Origin of the sequence: Micromonospora sp. DT46, from assembly GCF_049841735.1 — a bacterium.
In the GTDB taxonomy this organism is placed as follows: Bacteria; Actinomycetota; Actinomycetes; order Mycobacteriales; family Micromonosporaceae; genus Micromonospora; species Micromonospora reichwaldensis.
Genome location: NZ_JBNCKW010000006.1, coordinates 344,944 through 360,530 on the forward strand (window position 1 = coordinate 344,944; position 15,587 = coordinate 360,530).

15 protein-coding genes are annotated in these 15,587 nt (G+C 73.8%); 6 read left to right on the forward strand and 9 right to left on the reverse strand.

Annotated elements, in window-relative coordinates; all coding sequences use genetic code 11:
- Nucleotides 1-176: 176 nt before the first annotated feature.
- Nucleotides 177-3,086, forward strand: a complete 2,910-nt coding sequence (locus tag ACLQ20_RS18760) for an LppU/SCO3897 family protein (RefSeq protein WP_358118917.1) — start codon at nt 177-179, stop codon at nt 3,084-3,086.
- A 160-nt stretch (nt 3,087-3,246) separates the two neighbouring features.
- Here the strand turns inward: ACLQ20_RS18760 and ACLQ20_RS18765 are convergent, their stop codons facing one another.
- Both ACLQ20_RS18765 and ACLQ20_RS18770 read right to left on the reverse strand, forming a co-directional pair.
- Entirely contained in the window at nt 3,247-3,438 is a 192-nt protein-coding gene (locus ACLQ20_RS18765; RefSeq protein WP_425856897.1) for a DUF397 domain-containing protein, read from the reverse strand.
- Nucleotides 3,429-4,196, reverse strand: a complete 768-nt coding sequence (locus tag ACLQ20_RS18770) for a DUF5753 domain-containing protein (protein WP_425856899.1) — start codon at nt 4,194-4,196, stop codon at nt 3,429-3,431. Before ACLQ20_RS18770 ends, ACLQ20_RS18765 begins: the two co-directional genes overlap by 10 nt.
- 198 nt (nt 4,197-4,394) lie before the next feature.
- Between ACLQ20_RS18770 and ACLQ20_RS18775 the strand changes: the two genes are divergently transcribed.
- The 3 genes from ACLQ20_RS18775 (at nt 4,395) to ACLQ20_RS18785 (ending at nt 6,893) form a co-directional block, all read left to right on the forward strand.
- Entirely contained in the window at nt 4,395-4,739 is a 345-nt protein-coding gene (locus ACLQ20_RS18775) for a hypothetical protein (RefSeq protein WP_425856901.1), read from the forward strand.
- Nucleotides 4,739-4,981, forward strand: a complete 243-nt coding sequence (locus tag ACLQ20_RS18780) for a flavin reductase (RefSeq protein WP_425856903.1) — start codon at nt 4,739-4,741, stop codon at nt 4,979-4,981. The genes ACLQ20_RS18775 and ACLQ20_RS18780 overlap by 1 nt, the downstream gene beginning before the upstream one ends.
- A gap of 70 nt (nt 4,982-5,051) precedes the next feature.
- Nucleotides 5,052-6,893, forward strand: coding sequence for an NHL domain-containing thioredoxin family protein (locus tag ACLQ20_RS18785; RefSeq protein ID WP_425856905.1), 1,842 nt, complete (start codon nt 5,052-5,054; stop codon nt 6,891-6,893).
- 2 nt (nt 6,894-6,895) lie between these two features.
- On the opposite strand, the gene ACLQ20_RS18790 is transcribed toward ACLQ20_RS18785, so the two are convergent.
- From ACLQ20_RS18790 to ACLQ20_RS18800, 3 genes are read right to left on the reverse strand one after another with little or no spacing between them, the layout of a single operon-like run.
- Nucleotides 6,896-7,645: a LamB/YcsF family protein gene (locus ACLQ20_RS18790; protein WP_358118907.1), complete on the reverse strand. Its 750-nt coding sequence runs from the start codon at nt 7,643-7,645 to the stop codon at nt 6,896-6,898.
- Entirely contained in the window at nt 7,629-8,486 is an 858-nt protein-coding gene (locus tag ACLQ20_RS18795; RefSeq protein WP_151456782.1) for a biotin-dependent carboxyltransferase family protein, read from the reverse strand. Before ACLQ20_RS18795 ends, ACLQ20_RS18790 begins: the two co-directional genes overlap by 17 nt.
- On the reverse strand, nt 8,483-9,166 hold the full coding sequence (locus tag ACLQ20_RS18800; protein ID WP_327030108.1) for a 5-oxoprolinase subunit B family protein: 684 nt from the start codon (nt 9,164-9,166) through the stop codon (nt 8,483-8,485). The genes ACLQ20_RS18795 and ACLQ20_RS18800 overlap by 4 nt, the downstream gene beginning before the upstream one ends.
- A 107-nt stretch (nt 9,167-9,273) precedes the next feature.
- Between ACLQ20_RS18800 and trhA the strand changes: the two genes are divergently transcribed.
- Nucleotides 9,274-9,951, forward strand: coding sequence for a PAQR family membrane homeostasis protein TrhA (trhA, locus tag ACLQ20_RS18805; RefSeq protein ID WP_425856910.1), 678 nt, complete (start codon nt 9,274-9,276; stop codon nt 9,949-9,951).
- A gap of 68 nt (nt 9,952-10,019) precedes the next feature.
- Here trhA and ACLQ20_RS18810 read toward each other — a convergent pair whose 3' ends face one another.
- Nucleotides 10,020-10,304: a DUF6458 family protein gene (locus ACLQ20_RS18810; RefSeq protein ID WP_132235282.1), complete on the reverse strand. Its 285-nt coding sequence runs from the start codon at nt 10,302-10,304 to the stop codon at nt 10,020-10,022.
- A 115-nt stretch (nt 10,305-10,419) separates the two neighbouring features.
- On the opposite strand from ACLQ20_RS18810, the gene ACLQ20_RS18815 reads away from it, so the two are divergent.
- Nucleotides 10,420-10,959: a SixA phosphatase family protein gene (locus ACLQ20_RS18815; protein ID WP_425856914.1), complete on the forward strand. Its 540-nt coding sequence runs from the start codon at nt 10,420-10,422 to the stop codon at nt 10,957-10,959.
- A gap of 55 nt (nt 10,960-11,014) precedes the next feature.
- Here ACLQ20_RS18815 and ACLQ20_RS18820 read toward each other — a convergent pair whose 3' ends face one another.
- The 3 genes from ACLQ20_RS18820 to ACLQ20_RS18830 form a co-directional block, all read right to left on the reverse strand.
- A complete protein-coding gene (locus tag ACLQ20_RS18820; protein ID WP_013730795.1) occupies nt 11,015-11,284 on the reverse strand; it encodes a DUF6458 family protein in 270 nt (89 codons plus the stop codon).
- A gap of 1,100 nt (nt 11,285-12,384) precedes the next feature.
- Complete coding sequence (locus ACLQ20_RS18825) at nt 12,385-14,241, reverse strand: acyl-CoA dehydrogenase (RefSeq protein ID WP_327030106.1); 1,857 nt, start codon at nt 14,239-14,241, stop codon at nt 12,385-12,387.
- 151 nt (nt 14,242-14,392) lie between these two features.
- A complete protein-coding gene (locus ACLQ20_RS18830; protein WP_151454363.1) occupies nt 14,393-15,520 on the reverse strand; it encodes a PP2C family protein-serine/threonine phosphatase in 1,128 nt (375 codons plus the stop codon).
- Nucleotides 15,521-15,587: the final 67 nt, after the last annotated feature.

The window sequence follows — 15,587 nt, forward strand, 5'->3', positions numbered from 1 at the left end:
AGCCGCTCGACACCATCCGGCCACGGGGAGTGACGATCGTGCTCCCCGGTCGCCCTCGGGCGGTCACCGGATACGGTGCGGGGAGCCGGCACGGCCGGTACACCGGCGACGCCGGCCACCCTGCCGAGAAGACCGATCGGCAGTGGCGGCCGACAGGTGATGGAGGAGGCGCACGCATGACGTCCGAGGGCACGCACCACCCCGGCCAGCAGCCGGACGAGGTGTCGCCGGGCGCCGGCGGACCGGCGCCGTACGGCGACCGCCCGGCACAGCAGGACAACAGTTACGGCGCCGGCGCCCCCGATCTGGGCTGGGCACCCCCGCCCCCGTCGGAGCGACCGAACCCGCCCGCCTGGGGCGCGCAGGGTGAGCAGCCGCCGGCCCCCGCGTGGGCCGCCCAGGCGCCGCAGCAGACCGACCCGGCCCAGTCCGGCCAGTGGGGACCGTCCGGCGCGTCGCCGCAGCCGCCGCAGCCGCCATGGCCGGGCGCGCAGGAGCAGGCCGGCCCGGCCTGGGCTGCCGCCGCCCCGCAGCCGCCACACGCCGCCCCGGAGCAGCCCGCATGGGGATCCGGCGAGCAGGCGTCCCCCGCCTGGGCGCAGCCCGAGCCCGCCGCCCGCGGCGCCGCCCGCGTCCCGCAGCCCGCGCCCGCACCCACCCCCCAGCCCTGGCCCGCCCAGGACGACCCCAACCGCTCCGGCGGCTGGGCCGGCGACCAGCAGCAGCAGGACGAGCAGCCCCGGCCCGGCGGCTGGGCCGGCGGTGCCACCCCGGACGACCGGCCCGCGCAGGGCGACTGGGCCGCGCAGCAGAACGACGCCGACCGCCCCGGCGACGGCCAGCAGCAGGACGATCCCAACCGCTCCGGCGGCTGGCAGCAGGACGACCCGAACCGCTCCGGCGGCTGGCAGCAGGACGACCCGAACCGCTCCGGCGGCTGGGCCGGCGGCCAGCAGCAGGCCGAGCAGCCCGCCTGGGGATCCGGCGAGCAGGCGTCCCCCGCCTGGGCGCAGCCCGAGCCCGCCGCCCGCGGCGCCGCCCGGGTCCCGCAGCCCGCGCCCGCACCCACCCCCCAGCCCTGGCCCGCCCAGGACGATCCCTCCCGCTCCGGTGGCTGGAACGCCGAGTCCCCTCAGGACCCCGCCAACGGCTGGAACCCCGGACAGCAGCAGGACGACCCCAACCGCTCCGGCGGCTGGTCCGGCACCGAGCAGCAGCAGGGCGAGCAGCCCGGCTGGGACGCCGGTGCGGAGCAGCCTCCGGGTGGCACCTGGGCCGCCTCCCGCGACGACGCGCCCCGGGACGACCAGCCCCAGGGCGGCGAGTGGCCGGCCCGGGACGAGCGCTCCCCACGGGGTGCCGCGTCCGTACCCTCGCAGTCCGACGACCGGGACGCGAACGGCTGGGGTGCCCCGCAGCCCACCTCCACCCCGCCCGGCCGCGCCTCCGTCCCGGTACCCGGCGACGGCGGTCCGAAGCCGTGGGGTCCCGCTGCGGAGAACCCGCCGCAGTGGGCCGGCAACGCCGCCGAGCGCCCGGCCGTACCGGACGTCGAGCCGTGGTCGGCGGACGAGGTGTGGGGCCGCGCGGAGGCGGGCGAGCCCGCCCCGGGCCGGGCCGGCAACGGCTGGGAGCCGGAGCGGGCCGAGGAACCCCCGATCTACCAGCCCGCACCGGGGCCCGGCATCTCGCCGGCCAACGCCGTGCCGCTGCCGCCGCAGGAGCAGCGGGTGCCCGGCGCCAGCCTGGCCTCCGCCCCGCCCGTCGACTACGCGCCGCCGGCCCAGTTCGCCCCCGAGCAGCCCGGCCGGGACGGCGGCCTGCCGGCGTACGAGCAGGAGCAGCCGGGTTGGGCCCAGGCCGGCTCCCGGCACGACGAGCCGCAGTCGCCCGCCGGTCCTGCGGTCCCCGCGCCGCGCACCTCGCCGGAGGTGGGCGGGCGGGCGGCCGTACCGTCGCCGGAGGGTGCCGAGCCGGCCGCCGGCAGCGTCTCGGCCAGCGCCTCGGTGCCGCTGGCCAGCCGGGTGCTGCCGCCGACCGACCAGGCCCTGCGACCGGGCGGTGCGCCCGCGCCGCAGCCTCGGGTGTACGGCCGACCGGCCCGCCCTGAGCCGGCGGACGAGCCGGAGCAGGAGGACCCGCGCGGACACCGGCCGGACCACGCGCCGGCGCCCAGCTTCGACCAGGGGCCGGACCCGCGCTTCGGCCAGGGACCGGATCCGCGCTTCGAGCAGGGACCGGACCCGCGCTTCGGCCAAGGACCGGACCCGCGCTTCGACCAGGGTCAGGACAACCGGTTCGACCAGGGCACCGAGAGCCGGTTCGACCAGGGCCCGGACAACCGGTTCGACCAAGGACACGAGGGCCGCTTCGACGACCGGGACCGGGCACCGAGCGGGACCGCCGTCTTCGGCGCGGTCGCCCCGATGGCGCCCGCCTCCCCGGCCGCGCCCCCGGCCTTCCCGCCGGGCGTACCGTCCTTCGTCGACCCGCCGGCCAGCGACCGGCCGGTGAACGGGGTCCGGCCGCACGACAGCGCCGACCGGCCCGCCGACCCCTTCGGTACGCCGAACGCCGGCGGCGCGGCACCCGGCTACGGGCCCGCCCCGACCGCCGCGCCCACGTCGGGCGGCGCGTTCCCGTCGGCGTTCCCCCCACCCCCGCAGCAGCCCGGTCCCTGGGACCAGGGCGGCCCGGAGCAGGAGCAGAACCGCTTCGACTCGTTCAAGCCGATCGCGGAGCCGAAGACCGAGCCGGCCCCCACGCCCAAGATCCGCAACGGCCGGGTGCTCGCCGCGGTGCTCGTCGCGGCGGTGCTCATCCTGGCGGTGCCGCTGGGGCTGCTCATGCTGCTCGGCAAGGTCGGCGGCGACGACCCGGCCCCGGCGTTCGACCCGGCGGTCGGCAGCTGCGTGAAGAAGTCGGGCGAGACGGCGGCGGCGGCGGAGTGCGGCGAGGCGGGCGCCTTCACCGTGGTCTCCAAGGTGGACGCGAAGGACAAGTGCGCCGACCCGACCCAGCCGCACGTGGTGCTCAAGGGCGGCGGGACGAACCGCGTGCTCTGCCTCAAGCCGGCGGGCCAGTAGCAGACGAAGACGACGGCGGGGCCACGGGAGACCGTGGCCCCGCCGCCGTTTCCGGCCGGCAGCGCCGTGGAACGGCTGCGGAAACGGCAGTGACCGTGGTACGGAAACGGAAAGCGCCCGCCTCCGGGATCGGGGACGGGCGCTTTCGGGGTCTGGTGGTTCAGGACTGATTGGCGACCTGCGCGACGAAGACCCGCCAGGCGGCCGGGGCGAAGACAAGGGCCGGGCCGGTCGGGTCCTTCGAGTCGCGGACCCCTACGACGCCGGGAAGGTTGTCGGCCACCTCGACACAGTTTCCGCCGTTGCCACCGCTCTTCGTGCTCTTGCGCCACCGTGCGCCGGTCATGTCCATGATCTCGCCGCTTCTCTCAGGAGATTCAGAGTCCGCCCCCGGGGAAGCGCCTCCCCACGAATGCGTTCCCAACGTCGTTCAAGCGTAACAAGGTCGGATGCCTGGTCCAGGATCTGAGCCTGAGCGGGGCTATCGACGTGCGCGACCCGCGTGCCATCCGGCATGTCGGCGATGGTGAAAGCCCCGTCCAGTCCTGGATAGCTGGGCGCATCGGCCGGAACGACGTGCAGTTGCACGCTCGGCAGTTCGACGCACGCGATGAGATGCGCGATCTGAGCTGCCATGAGGGCCGGGTCGTCCCCGACCCGTCTACGTAGGATCCCCTCGTCCAGTACGGCGACCAGCAGGGGGCCGCGCTCGCGTCTGAGAATCGCTTGCCGGCTGATCCGCGCGTCGGCGAGGTCGTCTATGGCGTCGGCCGTCAGTACCCCGCCCGCGAGTGTCGCTCGCGCGTACGCCTCCGTCTGGAGAAGACCGGGTACCCACGCGAGTTCGAACGCGCGCAGGGTGGCCGCCTCTCGCTCGATGTCCACCCACGGCCGGAACCACACCGGCTCTCGTCGTCGGCCGACGTCCGGCCACAGGGTGTCCACATCTCGCCCGAGCAGGTTTGCTACTTGAACACGATGCCGGCTCTGTGGAATGTGCCCAGGGTTTGCCCAGCGCGCCGCCGTCTTCGGATGCACTCCTACGTGACCTGCAAGGCTCTCGGCCGTGTGGCCCGCCTCGGCGAGCGCCGCGACAAAGGCGTGATTCATGCCAGCCCTTCCCAGGAACAAATGAGTTGCCCGAAGAAGATTAGACAACGCTGTGTGATTGTCCGGCAACCCTCGGCAGGGTGCTTTGTAGACGGCGTGAGCCGGTGGGGCGATGGACGCCCGCCGGTCGCGCTGCGGGGTCGGCCTGGGCGAGCAACCGGGCGGCCCCTCCCACCACCCGCCGCACGAGGGGGAGCGATGCCCGGGGAGAGGCCGACACCGACACCCACGCCGAGGAGCAAACCGCCACCTCCCGTACGGATGCTGCGGGCCGGCGAGGTCCTCCACCTGACCCGGGCGGCGTCGCCGCAGTTCGTGACCCCGATGCGCGTCCGCGTGATCCGCGAACTCGTCGACCGCTTCCCGCCGTACGGCTGGCTCTGGTTCGAGGGTTACCAGCTCGACGCCAGGGGCCGCGCGGTGGCGAAGCGCGAGCTGTTCGTCCTGCGCGAGGGCCTTGAGTCGGTCGTCACCGCGCCGCTCCCGGCGCGGCCCGCCCCCACACGACGGTCGCCGGCCCGCCCCCGCGTGGCGGTGGGCTGATGGTGCACGTCCGCGCCCACGTCCCCAGCCGGCCCACCTGGCGCTGTGGCGCCTGCGGGGTGGCGTGGCCCTGCTCGACGGCGAAGCTCCTCCTGCTCGCGAAGTACCGCGGGAACCGCGACGCGCTGATGATCCACCTCGCCGCGCTGTGCGCCGAGGCCGCCGAGGAACTCGCCGGGCTGGACGGCAGCCCGCCGGCGGATTTGGCGGTGCGCTTCACCGGCTGGGCCCGCGCCCGCTAGCCCGGCTCGCCGCTGTCGTCCGGGTCACGGGTCCGACTTCACGCAAGCCCGACGTGGCAGGCTGGCGGGCATGGGAACGACACCGCGCGTACGTGCCCCCGAACTGCGGGGCCGGCAGTGGCTCAACACGGGTGGGCGAGAGCTGAAGCTGTCCGATCTGCGGGGCAAGATCGTGATCGCCGACTTCTGGACCTTCTGCTGTATCAACTGCCTGCACGTGCTCGACGAGCTGCGCCCGCTGGAGGAGAAGTACGGCGACGTGCTCGTCGTGATCGGCGTGCACTCGCCGAAGTTCGAGCACGAGAAGGACCCGGACGCGCTGGCCGCCGCCGTGGAGCGGTACGGCGTCCACCACCCCGTGCTCGACGACCCCGAGCTGGACATGTGGCAGCAGTACGCGGCCCGCGCCTGGCCCACCCTGTCGGTGATCGACCCCGAGGGCTACGTGGTGGCGACGATGGCCGGCGAGGGTCACGCCGAAGGGCTCGCCCGCCTCGTCGACGACCTGATCGCCACCCACGAGGCGAAGGGCACCCTGCACCGGGGCGACGGCCCGTACGTCCCGCCCGCCGAGCCGCAGACCACGCTGCGCTTCCCGGGCAAGGCGGTGCTGCTGGAGAACGGCAACCTGCTGGTGTCCGACTCGGCCCGGCACTCGCTTGCGGAACTGGCCCCCGACGGCGAGACGCTGGTACGGCGGATCGGCACGGGCAGCCGGGGCCGGGTCGACGGTCCCGCCGGGGCGGCCACCTTCTCCGAGCCGCAGGGGCTGTGCCTGCTGCCGGCGCACACCGCCGAGGTGGCCGGCTACGACCTCGTCGTCGCCGACACCGTCAACCACCTGCTGCGCGGCGTACGGCTGGCCGACGGCGAGGTGGTGACCGTCGCCGGCACCGGCCGGCAGTGGCGTTCCACGGTCGACGACCACTCGCACGACGCGCTCTCGGTCGACCTCTCCTCCCCCTGGGACCTGGCCTGGTACGACGACAAGGTCGTCATCGCGATGGCCGGCATCCACCAGCTCTGGTGGTTCGACCCGGTGAAGCGCACCGCCGGCATGTACGCGGGCACGACCGTCGAGGCCCTGCGCGACGGCCTGCTGGCCGAGGCGTGGATGGCGCAGCCGTCCGGCCTCTCCGTCTCCGCCGACGGCGCCCGGCTCTGGGTGGCCGACAGCGAGACCAGCGCGATCCGGTACGTCGAGAACGACGTCATGGGCACCGCCGTCGGGCAGGGACTCTTCGACTTCGGGCACGTCGACGGGCCGGCGGCGGAGGCGCTGCTCCAGCACCCGCTGGGGGTGTGCGCGCTGCCGGACGGCTCGGTGCTGGTGGCAGACACGTACAACGGGGCGGTCCGCCGCTTCGACCCGGAGAGCAACCGGGTCTCGACGGTCGCCGAAGGGCTGGCCGAGCCGAGCGACCTGGTGCTCACCCCGGCCGGCGAGGTGCTGGTGGTGGAGTCCGCCGCGCACCGGCTGACCCGGCTGGCGCCCGGCGCGCTCTCGGCGGCCGGCGCCAGCACCGTCGACGGTCCCCGGCACCGCACCGAGCGCAAGCCCACCGACGTGGCGGCCGGCGAGGTGGCCCTGGACGTGATCTTCACGCCCGCGCCGGGGCAGAAGCTCGACGAGACGTACGGCCCGTCGACGCGACTGGTGGTGTCGGCGTCGCCGCCGGAGCTGCTGCTGGAGGGGGCGGGGACCGGCACCGAGCTGTCCCGCCGACTGGTGGTCGACGGCACGGTGGCCGGGGGTGTGCTCCAGGTGACCGCGCAGGCGGCGACCTGCGACGCGGACGTCGAGCACGCGGCCTGCCACCTGACCCGCCAGGACTGGGGCGTACCGGTCCGGGTGGTCGAGGGTGCCGCCGCCCGGCTCCCGCTGGTGCTCAGGGGCCTGGACGACGCCTGACATCACGCGAACGGAGTGAGCGTCACCCCCGCGTCGATCAGGGCGGCGCGCACCAGTTCGGCGCAGCGGACCGCGCCGGGGGTGTCGCCGTGCAGGCAGATCGACTCGACCGGACACGGGACGACGCTGCCGTCGACCGCGACCACGGACCGCTCGGTGGCCATCCGCACGGCCCGGGCGGCCACCTCCTCCGGGTCGGTGACCAACGCCCCGGGTGCGGTGCGCGGCACCAGCGAGCCGTTGGGCAGGTAGCCCCGGTCGGCGAAGCCCTCGGCGACCACCCGCAGCCCGGCGCCGGCGGCGAGCTGGGCGAGGACCGAGCCGGGCAGGCAGAGCAGCGGCAGCTGGTCGTCGTAGTCGCCGACCGCCGCGACCAGCGCCGCCGCCTGGGTCTCGTCGCAGGCGGCGGCGTGGTAGAGCGCCCCGTGCGGCTTCAGGTAGCGGACCCGGGTGCGGAACAGCCGGCAGAACGCGTCCAGGGCGCCGAGCTGGTAGGTGACCTCGTCGCGCAGCTCCGCGAAGGCGTACGCGATGTGCCGCCGGCCGAAGCCGGCGAGATCCCGGTAGCCGACCTGCGCGCCGACGGCCACCCCGCGCTCGGCGGCGCCCTCGCAGACCCGGCGCATGGTGGACGCGTCGCCGGCGTGGAAGCCGCAGGCGACGTTGGCGGAGGTGACGAGGTCCAGCAGCGCGGCGTCGTCGCCGAGTCGCCAGATGCCGAATCCCTCGCCGAGGTCAGCGTTGAGGTCCATGGAACCTGACCGTAGTCCCTGGCCGGGCCTGCGCGAGCGGGGTCACGTCGTCCACCACCCCGACGACGGGGTACCCGCCGGTGGTCGGATGGTCGGCCAGGAAGATCAACGGTTGGCCGTCCGCCGGCACCTGCACCGCCCCGAGCACGATGCCCTCGCTGGGCAGTTCCCCGGCCACCGCGCGGGGCAGCGCCGCGCCGGTGAGTCGCGCGCCGACCCGGTTGCTGACCGGGCTCACCGTGTACGCGCTGCCGAACAGCCGGTCCAGCGCGGTGGCGGTGAACCAGTCGTCGCGGGGGCCGAGGCGCAGGGTCAGCCGCAGCTCGGTCGGGGTGGGCGCCGCGACGGTGACGTCCACCGGGGCGGGCGGTCCGGCCGGTGCGCCCAGGGGCAGCCGGTCGCCGTCGCGCAGTGGCGACGGGCCGAGCCCGGAGAGGGTGTCGGTGGCGCGGCTGCCGAGCACCGGCTCGACGGCGAACCCGCCGCCGACCGCGAGCCAGTTGCGCAGGCCGTCGCGGGGCGGGCCGATCCGCAGCACGGCGCCCGCCGGCACCGACAGCGGCCGACCCACGTCACCGGGGCGGTCGCCGACCCGCACGGCGGCCTCGGCACCGGTCACCGCGACCGCCGTCGCGCGGAGGAACCGCAGCTCGCAGCCGGTCATCGTGATCTCCAGGCCGGCGGCGGACTCCGGGTTGCCGACGAGCCGGTTGGCCAGCCGCAGCGCCGCCGGGTCGAGCGCGCCCGACCGGGGTACGCCGAGGTGCGCCCAGCCGGCCCGGCCCAGGTCCTGGACGGTGGTCAGCGCCCCGGCGCGGAGCACCTCGACCACCGGCGTCACGCGGCCACCAGGCGTACCCGGGTCCCCGGGGTGAGCCGGGCGGGCGGGTCGGCGTGCACGTCGAAGAGGCCCATCGTGGTACGCCCGACCAGCAGCCAGCCGCCGGGCGAAGCCGCCGGATAGATCCCGGCGTACGGGCCGGCCAGGGCGACCGAGCCGGCCGGCACCCGGGAGCGCGGGGTGGGCAGCCGGGGCACCGCCAGTTCGGCGGGCAGCCCGGTGAGGTAGGCGAACCCGGGGGCGAAGCCGCAGAAGGCCACCCGGAACGGGGTACGCCGCAACCGGTCGACCACCGCCGGCACGTCCACGCCCCAGTGCTCGGCGACGAGAGCCAGGTCCTCCCCGTCGTACGTCACCGGAACCTCGACCAGTTCGGCCGCGGCCTCGGGAGCCTCCCCGGCGACGGTCGGCGCGGCAGCGGCGGTCGGCGCGGCGGCGACGGTCGGCGCGGCGCTCCGCGGTGCGGCTGGTCCAGGCGGCCACGCGGCGATCCGCGCGGCCGCCGTGGCCGGGTCCGGCACCCCGTCGAGCAGGACGGTGGTGGCCGCCGGCACGATCTCGACGGCAGTCAGCTCACCGCGTTCGCGCCGCCGCCACAGCTCGGCCCGCCACGCCTCCACCTGGTCGGCGTCGGCACAGTCGATCAGCAGGGCGTGGGCACCGACGGGTCGGATCCGCATGCCGCCATACTCCCCGACCGGCGCATGGCACCAGGGTCGGTCGACCGTCGTCCCACGTGACCGGACGCACTACTTGAAAGTAACCTACGGTGTCGTAACCTAATGGCGTGACCACCCCCGCCCCGCTTCGACTGAAGCCGGTCGACATCGGTAAGCCCCGGATGCGCGGCTGGCTCCACACGTACGCATTCTTCGTCGCCGGACTCTGCGGCATCGTGCTCAGCGCCGTCGCCGCCACCCGGCCCGGCTGGGCCCCGCTGGCCAGTTGCCTCATCTACAGCCTGACGGTCTGCGGGCTCTTCGGCACGAGCGCGCTCTATCACCGGCGGGTGTGGTCCGAGCGCGGCTACCAGATCATGCGCCGGATGGACCATTCGATGATCTTCGTGTTCATCGCCGGCACCTACACGCCGTTCTGCGTACTGCTGCTGGAACCCCGACCGGCCACGATCATGCTGGCGCTGGTCTGGGGCGGTGCGCTCGCCGGCGTGGCGGTCAAGCTGGTCTGGCCGCACGCCCCGCGCTGGGTCTCCGCGCCGCTCTACCTGGCGCTCGGCTGGGTCTCGGTCGCGATGCTGCCCGACATCCTGCACCAGGGGGGCGTCACCGCCCTGGTGCTGCTCATCGCGGGCGGCGCGATCTACAGCGTCGGCGCGGTCTTCTACGCGCTCCGCCGGCCCAACCCCTGGCCCACCGTCTTCGGCCACCACGAGTTCTTCCACGCCTGCACGCTCGTGGCCGCGCTCTGCCACCACATCGCCATCTACTTCGCCCTCTTCGCCTGACGGACACGCATCCGGGGGCCCCGCCGCGTGGCGGAGCCCCCGGGAAAAGAAGCTGTCCCGTCCTGACGTCAGACGGTGCGGCGCGGCTGACGCACCTCGCGGTACTCCTCCACGACCCGGTCGTCCCGCACCGGCACGACCTGCTCGGCGACCACGCGCTCACCGCGCACCGGGGCGACCACGGCCCGACGGCGCGAATTCCAGAAGTGGAGGGTGAGCAGCAGACCGGCCACGCCGGCGAGCATCAGCACCCAGCCGACCACGGCCAGGTTGAGCCAGCCCAGATCCGCCTCCACGGCGAACGCGAAGATCGCACCCAACGCGATCAGGAAGATACTGCCACCAAAGCCCATCTCGTCGCCTCCTCGGCTGTCCCCTGGCGTTTCCTTCCGCCGCGGCCATCGGTGAGGTTGCGGCACCCATCGACTTACCCAAGCGCTCTGATCGCCAATCGGGCAAGCTGAGGACATGACCGACGCTTCCGCCCGGGGACGCACGCTGGTGCTGCTCCGGCACGCCAAGGCCGAGCCGCCCGGAGAGGTGGTGCCGGACGTGCAGCGTCCCCTGGCCGTACGGGGTCAGGCCGACGCGGCCGCGGCCGGCGCCTGGCTGGCCAAGCACGACCTGCTGCCGGACGTGGTCATCTGCTCGGCCGCCCGGCGCACCCGGGAGACGTGGCACGGCGTGGCGATGGGCATGACCGGCTCCCCACCGGAGGGCGGCTCGGCCGGCCCCGCTCCCGTCGTGCGCTACGAGGCCGACGCGTACGAGGCGCACCCGGAGGACCTGCTGACGCTGGTCCGGGACGTCGACCCGACCGCCCGTACGGTGCTGCTGATCGCGCACAACCCGGGCATCTCGCTCCTCTCGGCGCTGCTCGACCCGGAGCGGGCGGACCCGGACGGGTTGCGCACCAGCGACGTGGTGGTGCACCGGCCCGACGTCGACTGGCCGGAACTGGGCCCTCGCAGGGCACCGATCACCGACCGCCACACCGCACGCGGCTGAGCCACCCGCCGGTACGTGGCGGGTGGCTCAAGACGGTGACGCCACCAGTGGTGGCTCAGGACGGTGGTGCCGTCGGCGGCGGCGGATCGGGCGGCGGCGGCATCATCGCGGTCGGGTGCGAGAGCCGGTTCTCCTCGACGATCAGGGTCCGCGCCCGCTTCCGCCGGTCCTGCCAGAACCAGAGCGTGGTGAGCAGGACGCCCAGCCCGGCCAGGATGAACACCCAGCCGACCGCGCGCAGGTCGACCCACCAGACGTTGGCTCTGATGGCGAAGGTCAGGATCGCGCCGATGGCGATCAGGAAGATTCCGCTACCAATGCCCATGTGCGCTGCACTCCCCCGTGCGGTGGCTCTGGGCGTTCTCTGACGTGGCCTCGCGACGGTTACCCACCACACCGCCCGGCTACCCGGATGGCGTCCCCGAATAGCCGGCGGAACCCACACCGGCGGGCCAGCCACCGCTCTTCCGGACCGACCCGATTGTGCCGCCACGACTGCACACGGTGACTGCAACCCCAAAATCCGTGCCGCTACTCGCCGTAACTACGGCCACCAGGCAGCACCGCCCGCAAAAACGGGCATCATGCCTAATTGCTAACCACTGGATGCGACTGACACCCCCACCGGCACCCCTCCCCAGACGCTTTGCTTTGCATCCATGGACGCAACAGGCACCCAGAGTTGCTGGTGCCTCCGTGGATGCAGAGCAAAGCGTCTGGGGAGGGGCAAGTCGGAGAGGCGGCCGATTGATGACGCTGCGTGGTCGGCTTGATCCCAGACCCACTCCGCACCCGACCTGGGCCCAGCCCCGCCTCAGCCCCGCCCAGGCCCGGCCGCGCCCCTGCCCGCACTTCCGCACCCTTTTCGGTGTTGATCATGAGGTTATTGCCTTGGAATGCGCTTTCCGTAGGCCATAACTTCATGATCAACGTGCGCGGCGCGGCGGGGGGGTGGGGTGGGGTGGGGTGGACAGCGCCGGGCGGCGACCTGACGTGCCCTCGTGGTGCAGGGTGCGGGCCGCCGACGAAAGGCAGCGAACCAGGCTCGCGACGGTCGGAGGCAGCGAGACCAGGCTCGCGCGGAGGGGCGGAGGGGCGGAGGGGCGGAGGGGCGGAGGGGCGGAGGGGCGGAGGGGCGGAGGGGCGGAGGGGCGGAGGGGCGAAGGCAGCGGGAGCACGCTCGCGCGAGGGGGCGCTGGCAGCGCGGAGCGCGCTGGCGCGAGGGGCGGAGGCGGCGGGAGCACGCTCTTTCGGGGGTGACTCGCGTGCCTCCGACGACACCTTCGGCGACGCCCGGGGCGGTTTCGGGGCCGGCCGGCGGGTGGACGACGACGGCCGGCGAGCTGTTGCCCGCCGGCCGTCGTGCCGGTCATCTCCGGGTCGTTCCCGACCCCGCCGCCGCGCCGTGGGGCGCTACGGCGTACCTCAGAAGGCTTCCTCCGGGAGGTCCATGACGTCCAGGTCGGTGCTCTCGACGATCCGCCGGTCGGCGCCGATGCGGGGCAGCACCTCGCGGGCGAAGAACCGGGCGGCGGCCACCTTGCCGGTGTAGAACGCCTTGTTGGCGGCGGAGACCTCGCCGGCCAGGGCCTTCAGGGCCACGTCGGCCTGCTTCTGGAGCAGCCAACCGACGACCAGGTCGCCGATCGCCAGCAGGAAGCGGCGGCTGCTCAGGCCGACCTTGTAGAGCGCCCGGGTGTCGCCGCCCTGTGCCTCGCCCAGCCAGCCGGTCATGACGCCCAGCATGTTCTGGATCTCGGCGAGCGCCTTGCCCAGCGCCAGCCGCTCCTCCTTGAGCTGACCGTTGCCGGCCTCGGTGGCGATGAACTCCTGGATCTCGCCGGCGACCGCCATCAGGGCCTTGCCGTTGTCCCGGACGATCTTCCGGAAGATGAGGTCGAGGCTCTGGATCGCCGTCGTGCCCTCGTAGAGGGTGTCGATCTTCGCGTCCCGGACGTACTGCTCCAGGGGGTAGTCCTGGAGGAAGCCGGAGCCACCGAAGGTCTGCAGCGACTCGTGCCCGAGCAGCTCGTACGCCCGCTCCGAGCCGACGCCCTTGACCAGCGGGAGAAGCAGGTCGTTGACCCGCTTGGCGAGCTTGGTCGCCTTCTCGTCGCCCGCCGCCTCGGCGATGGCGACCTTGTCCTGCCAGGTGGCGGTGTAGCAGACCAGGGCGCGCAGGCCCTCGGCGTACGCCTTCTGCAGCAGCAGCGAGCGGCGGACGTCCGGGTGGTGGGTGATCGTGACGCGCGGCGCGGTCTTGTCCGCCATCTGGGTCAGGTCGGCGCCCTGCACCCGGCTCTTGGCGTACTCCAGGGCGTTCAGGTAGCCGGTCGAGAGGGTGGCGATGGCCTTGGTGCCGACCATCATCCGGGCGTTCTCGATGATCATGAACATCTGCCGGATGCCCTCGTGCTTCTCGCCCAGCAGCCAGCCCTTGGCCGGTACGCCGTGCTCGCCGAAGGTCACCTCGCAGGTGTTGGAGACCTTCAGGCCCATCTTGTGCTCGACGTTGGTGGCGAAGACGCCGTTGCGCTCGCCCAGCTCACCGGTGTTCTCGTCGAAGTGGTACTTCGGCACCACGAAGAGGGAGAGGCCCTTGGTGCCCGGGCCACCGACGCCCTCGACGCCGACCGGGCGGGCCAGCACGTAGTGGATGATGTTGTCGCTCAGGTCGTGCTCGGCGGACGTGATGAAGCGCTTCACGCCCTCGATGTGCCAGGAGCCGTCGGGCTGCTGGATGGCGCGGGCCCGGCCGGCGCCCACGTCCGAGCCGGCGTCCGGCTCGGTGAGCACCATCGTGGAGCCCCACTGCTTGTCGGCGAAGAGCTTCGCCCACCGCTTCTGCTGCTCGGTGCCCTCGACGTGCAGCACGTGTGCGAAGGACGGGCCGGAGGAGTACATCCACACGGCGGCGTTGGCGCCGAGGATCAGCTCGGCGAGGGACCACACGAGCGCCCGGGGCGCGTTGCTGCCGTCCAGCTCCGTCGGGAGCTCCAGCCGCCAGAACTCGGAGTTCATGAACGCCCGGTACGACTTCTTGAACGACTCCGGCAGCGGCGCGGTGTGCGTGGCCGGGTCGAAGACCGGCGGGTTGCGGTCGCTGTCCGTGTAGCTGGCGGCCAGATCCTCACGGGCGAGGCGGTCGACCTCGGCGAGGATGTCGCGTGCGGTGTCGACGTCCAGGTCCGTGTACGGCTCCTGGCTGAACGCCTGGTCCGCCCCGAAGACCTCGAAGAGGTTGAACTCGAGGTCCCGAAGGTTGCTCTTGTAGTGGGTCATGCTCGCTGGCCCCGCTTCCGGACAGGTGTTACCGATCAGTAACTCCAGACTGTATTACCGATGGGTAGGCAGCGACAAGCCGATCACCGAAGTGACGGCGATTACACACTTGTCGTTCGGGTTGCGAAGGCGGGCGCCGAGCGGCCCCGGCTCAGCTCTCGGCCGCGCCGACTTCCCAGCTGGGGACGGCCACCGTGGCGGCGCCGCGCGAGCCCGTGTACTCCATCAGGACCAGGGCGATGTCGTCGTCGAGCCGGCCGTGCACCCACTCGACCAGGGCGGTCTCCAGCGAGGCGAGCCCGTCGCCGACGGTGCCGTGGCCGAGCAGCCGCCAGGCCCGGTCGGCGGTCGGGAAGAACTCCCCGTCCCGGCGGGCCTCGCCGAGGCCGTCGGTGAAGAGCAGCAGCCGGTCGCCGGGCTCCAGCCGCTCGACCCGGGGGCGTACCACCGGCATGAAGCCCAGCGGCGGGGCGGGGGCCGGCGGTTCGAGCGGGATGACGGCGCCCCGGCGCAGCAGCAGCGGCGGCGGGTGGCCGCAGTTGACGATGGTGAGCGTCCCGCCCCGCTCCTCGACCAGCGCGGCGGTGACGAAGTCCTCGTCACCCACGCTCCGGGCCACCGCCCGGTCCAGGTCGGTCACGACGGCCCGCAGGTCCGCCCGCTCGTACGCCACGTGCCGGTACGAACCCAGCACGATGCTGGCGAGCCGCACCGCGTCTAGGCCCTTGCCCCGCACGTCGCCGATGATCATCCGCACCCCGTACGGCGTGTCGACCGCCTCGTACAGGTCACCGCCGATCTCGGCGGTGGCGGTGGACGAGATGTACCTGGCGGCCACCGAGAGCGTGCCGACCTGCGGCCCGAGCGGGCGCAGCACTGCCTGCTGGGCGACCGAGGCCAGCCGGGACAGCTCGGCGATGCGTTCGGCCTGCCGCTGCCGTACGGCCGCCGTGGCCACCGCGATGGCGGTGCCCAGCGCGATGCCCGCGACGGCGACCGTGGTGGGCAGCGCCGCGGTCGCCTCCCAGAGCGCGAAGCCGGTGCCCAGGGCCGTGGCGGCCAGGCCCACGCCGAGCACGATCCGCCACGACGCCAGCGCGGCGGTCAGGAACGGCGCGGCCACCATGAGCGCGATGTAGTTCGCCGGACGGCCGTCGGCCAGTTCCACGGCCGAGACGATCGCGAGCAGGACGAAGGCCGCGCCGAGGCCGGCGCGGGATCCGGGGCTCAGTGGGCCGGGGCCCGACTGGAAGGGTCGCGTGCGTACGAGGGACAGCATGCCTGATGGACGTGAGCGGGTGAATGAACCTGGCCCGTCGTCCGAGGATGTTCTGCCCACCCGGATC

What these genes read in the sequence shown, in the direction of transcription:
- ACLQ20_RS18770 (WP_425856899.1), bottom strand. Translation starts at nt 4,196, where the DNA reads ATGAATCACGCCTTTGTCGCGGCGCTCGCCGAGGCGGGCCACACGGCC.
- ACLQ20_RS18815 (WP_425856914.1), top strand. Translation starts at nt 10,420, where the DNA reads ATGACCGACGCTTCCGCCCGGGGACGCACGCTGGTGCTGCTCCGGCAC.
- ACLQ20_RS18775 (WP_425856901.1), top strand. Translation starts at nt 4,395, where the DNA reads ATGCCCGGGGAGAGGCCGACACCGACACCCACGCCGAGGAGCAAACCG.
- ACLQ20_RS18785 (WP_425856905.1), top strand. Translation starts at nt 5,052, where the DNA reads ATGGGAACGACACCGCGCGTACGTGCCCCCGAACTGCGGGGCCGGCAG.
- ACLQ20_RS18760 (WP_358118917.1), top strand. Translation starts at nt 177, where the DNA reads ATGACGTCCGAGGGCACGCACCACCCCGGCCAGCAGCCGGACGAGGTG.
- ACLQ20_RS18825 (WP_327030106.1), bottom strand. Translation starts at nt 14,241, where the DNA reads ATGACCCACTACAAGAGCAACCTTCGGGACCTCGAGTTCAACCTCTTC.
- ACLQ20_RS18790 (WP_358118907.1), bottom strand. Translation starts at nt 7,645, where the DNA reads ATGGACCTCAACGCTGACCTCGGCGAGGGATTCGGCATCTGGCGACTC.
- ACLQ20_RS18800 (WP_327030108.1), bottom strand. Translation starts at nt 9,166, where the DNA reads ATGCGGATCCGACCCGTCGGTGCCCACGCCCTGCTGATCGACTGTGCC.
- ACLQ20_RS18830 (WP_151454363.1), bottom strand. Translation starts at nt 15,520, where the DNA reads ATGCTGTCCCTCGTACGCACGCGACCCTTCCAGTCGGGCCCCGGCCCA.
- ACLQ20_RS18810 (WP_132235282.1), bottom strand. Translation starts at nt 10,304, where the DNA reads ATGGGCTTTGGTGGCAGTATCTTCCTGATCGCGTTGGGTGCGATCTTC.
- ACLQ20_RS18820 (WP_013730795.1), bottom strand. Translation starts at nt 11,284, where the DNA reads ATGGGCATTGGTAGCGGAATCTTCCTGATCGCCATCGGCGCGATCCTG.
- ACLQ20_RS18765 (WP_425856897.1), bottom strand. Translation starts at nt 3,438, where the DNA reads ATGGACATGACCGGCGCACGGTGGCGCAAGAGCACGAAGAGCGGTGGC.
- ACLQ20_RS18780 (WP_425856903.1), top strand. Translation starts at nt 4,739, where the DNA reads ATGGTGCACGTCCGCGCCCACGTCCCCAGCCGGCCCACCTGGCGCTGT.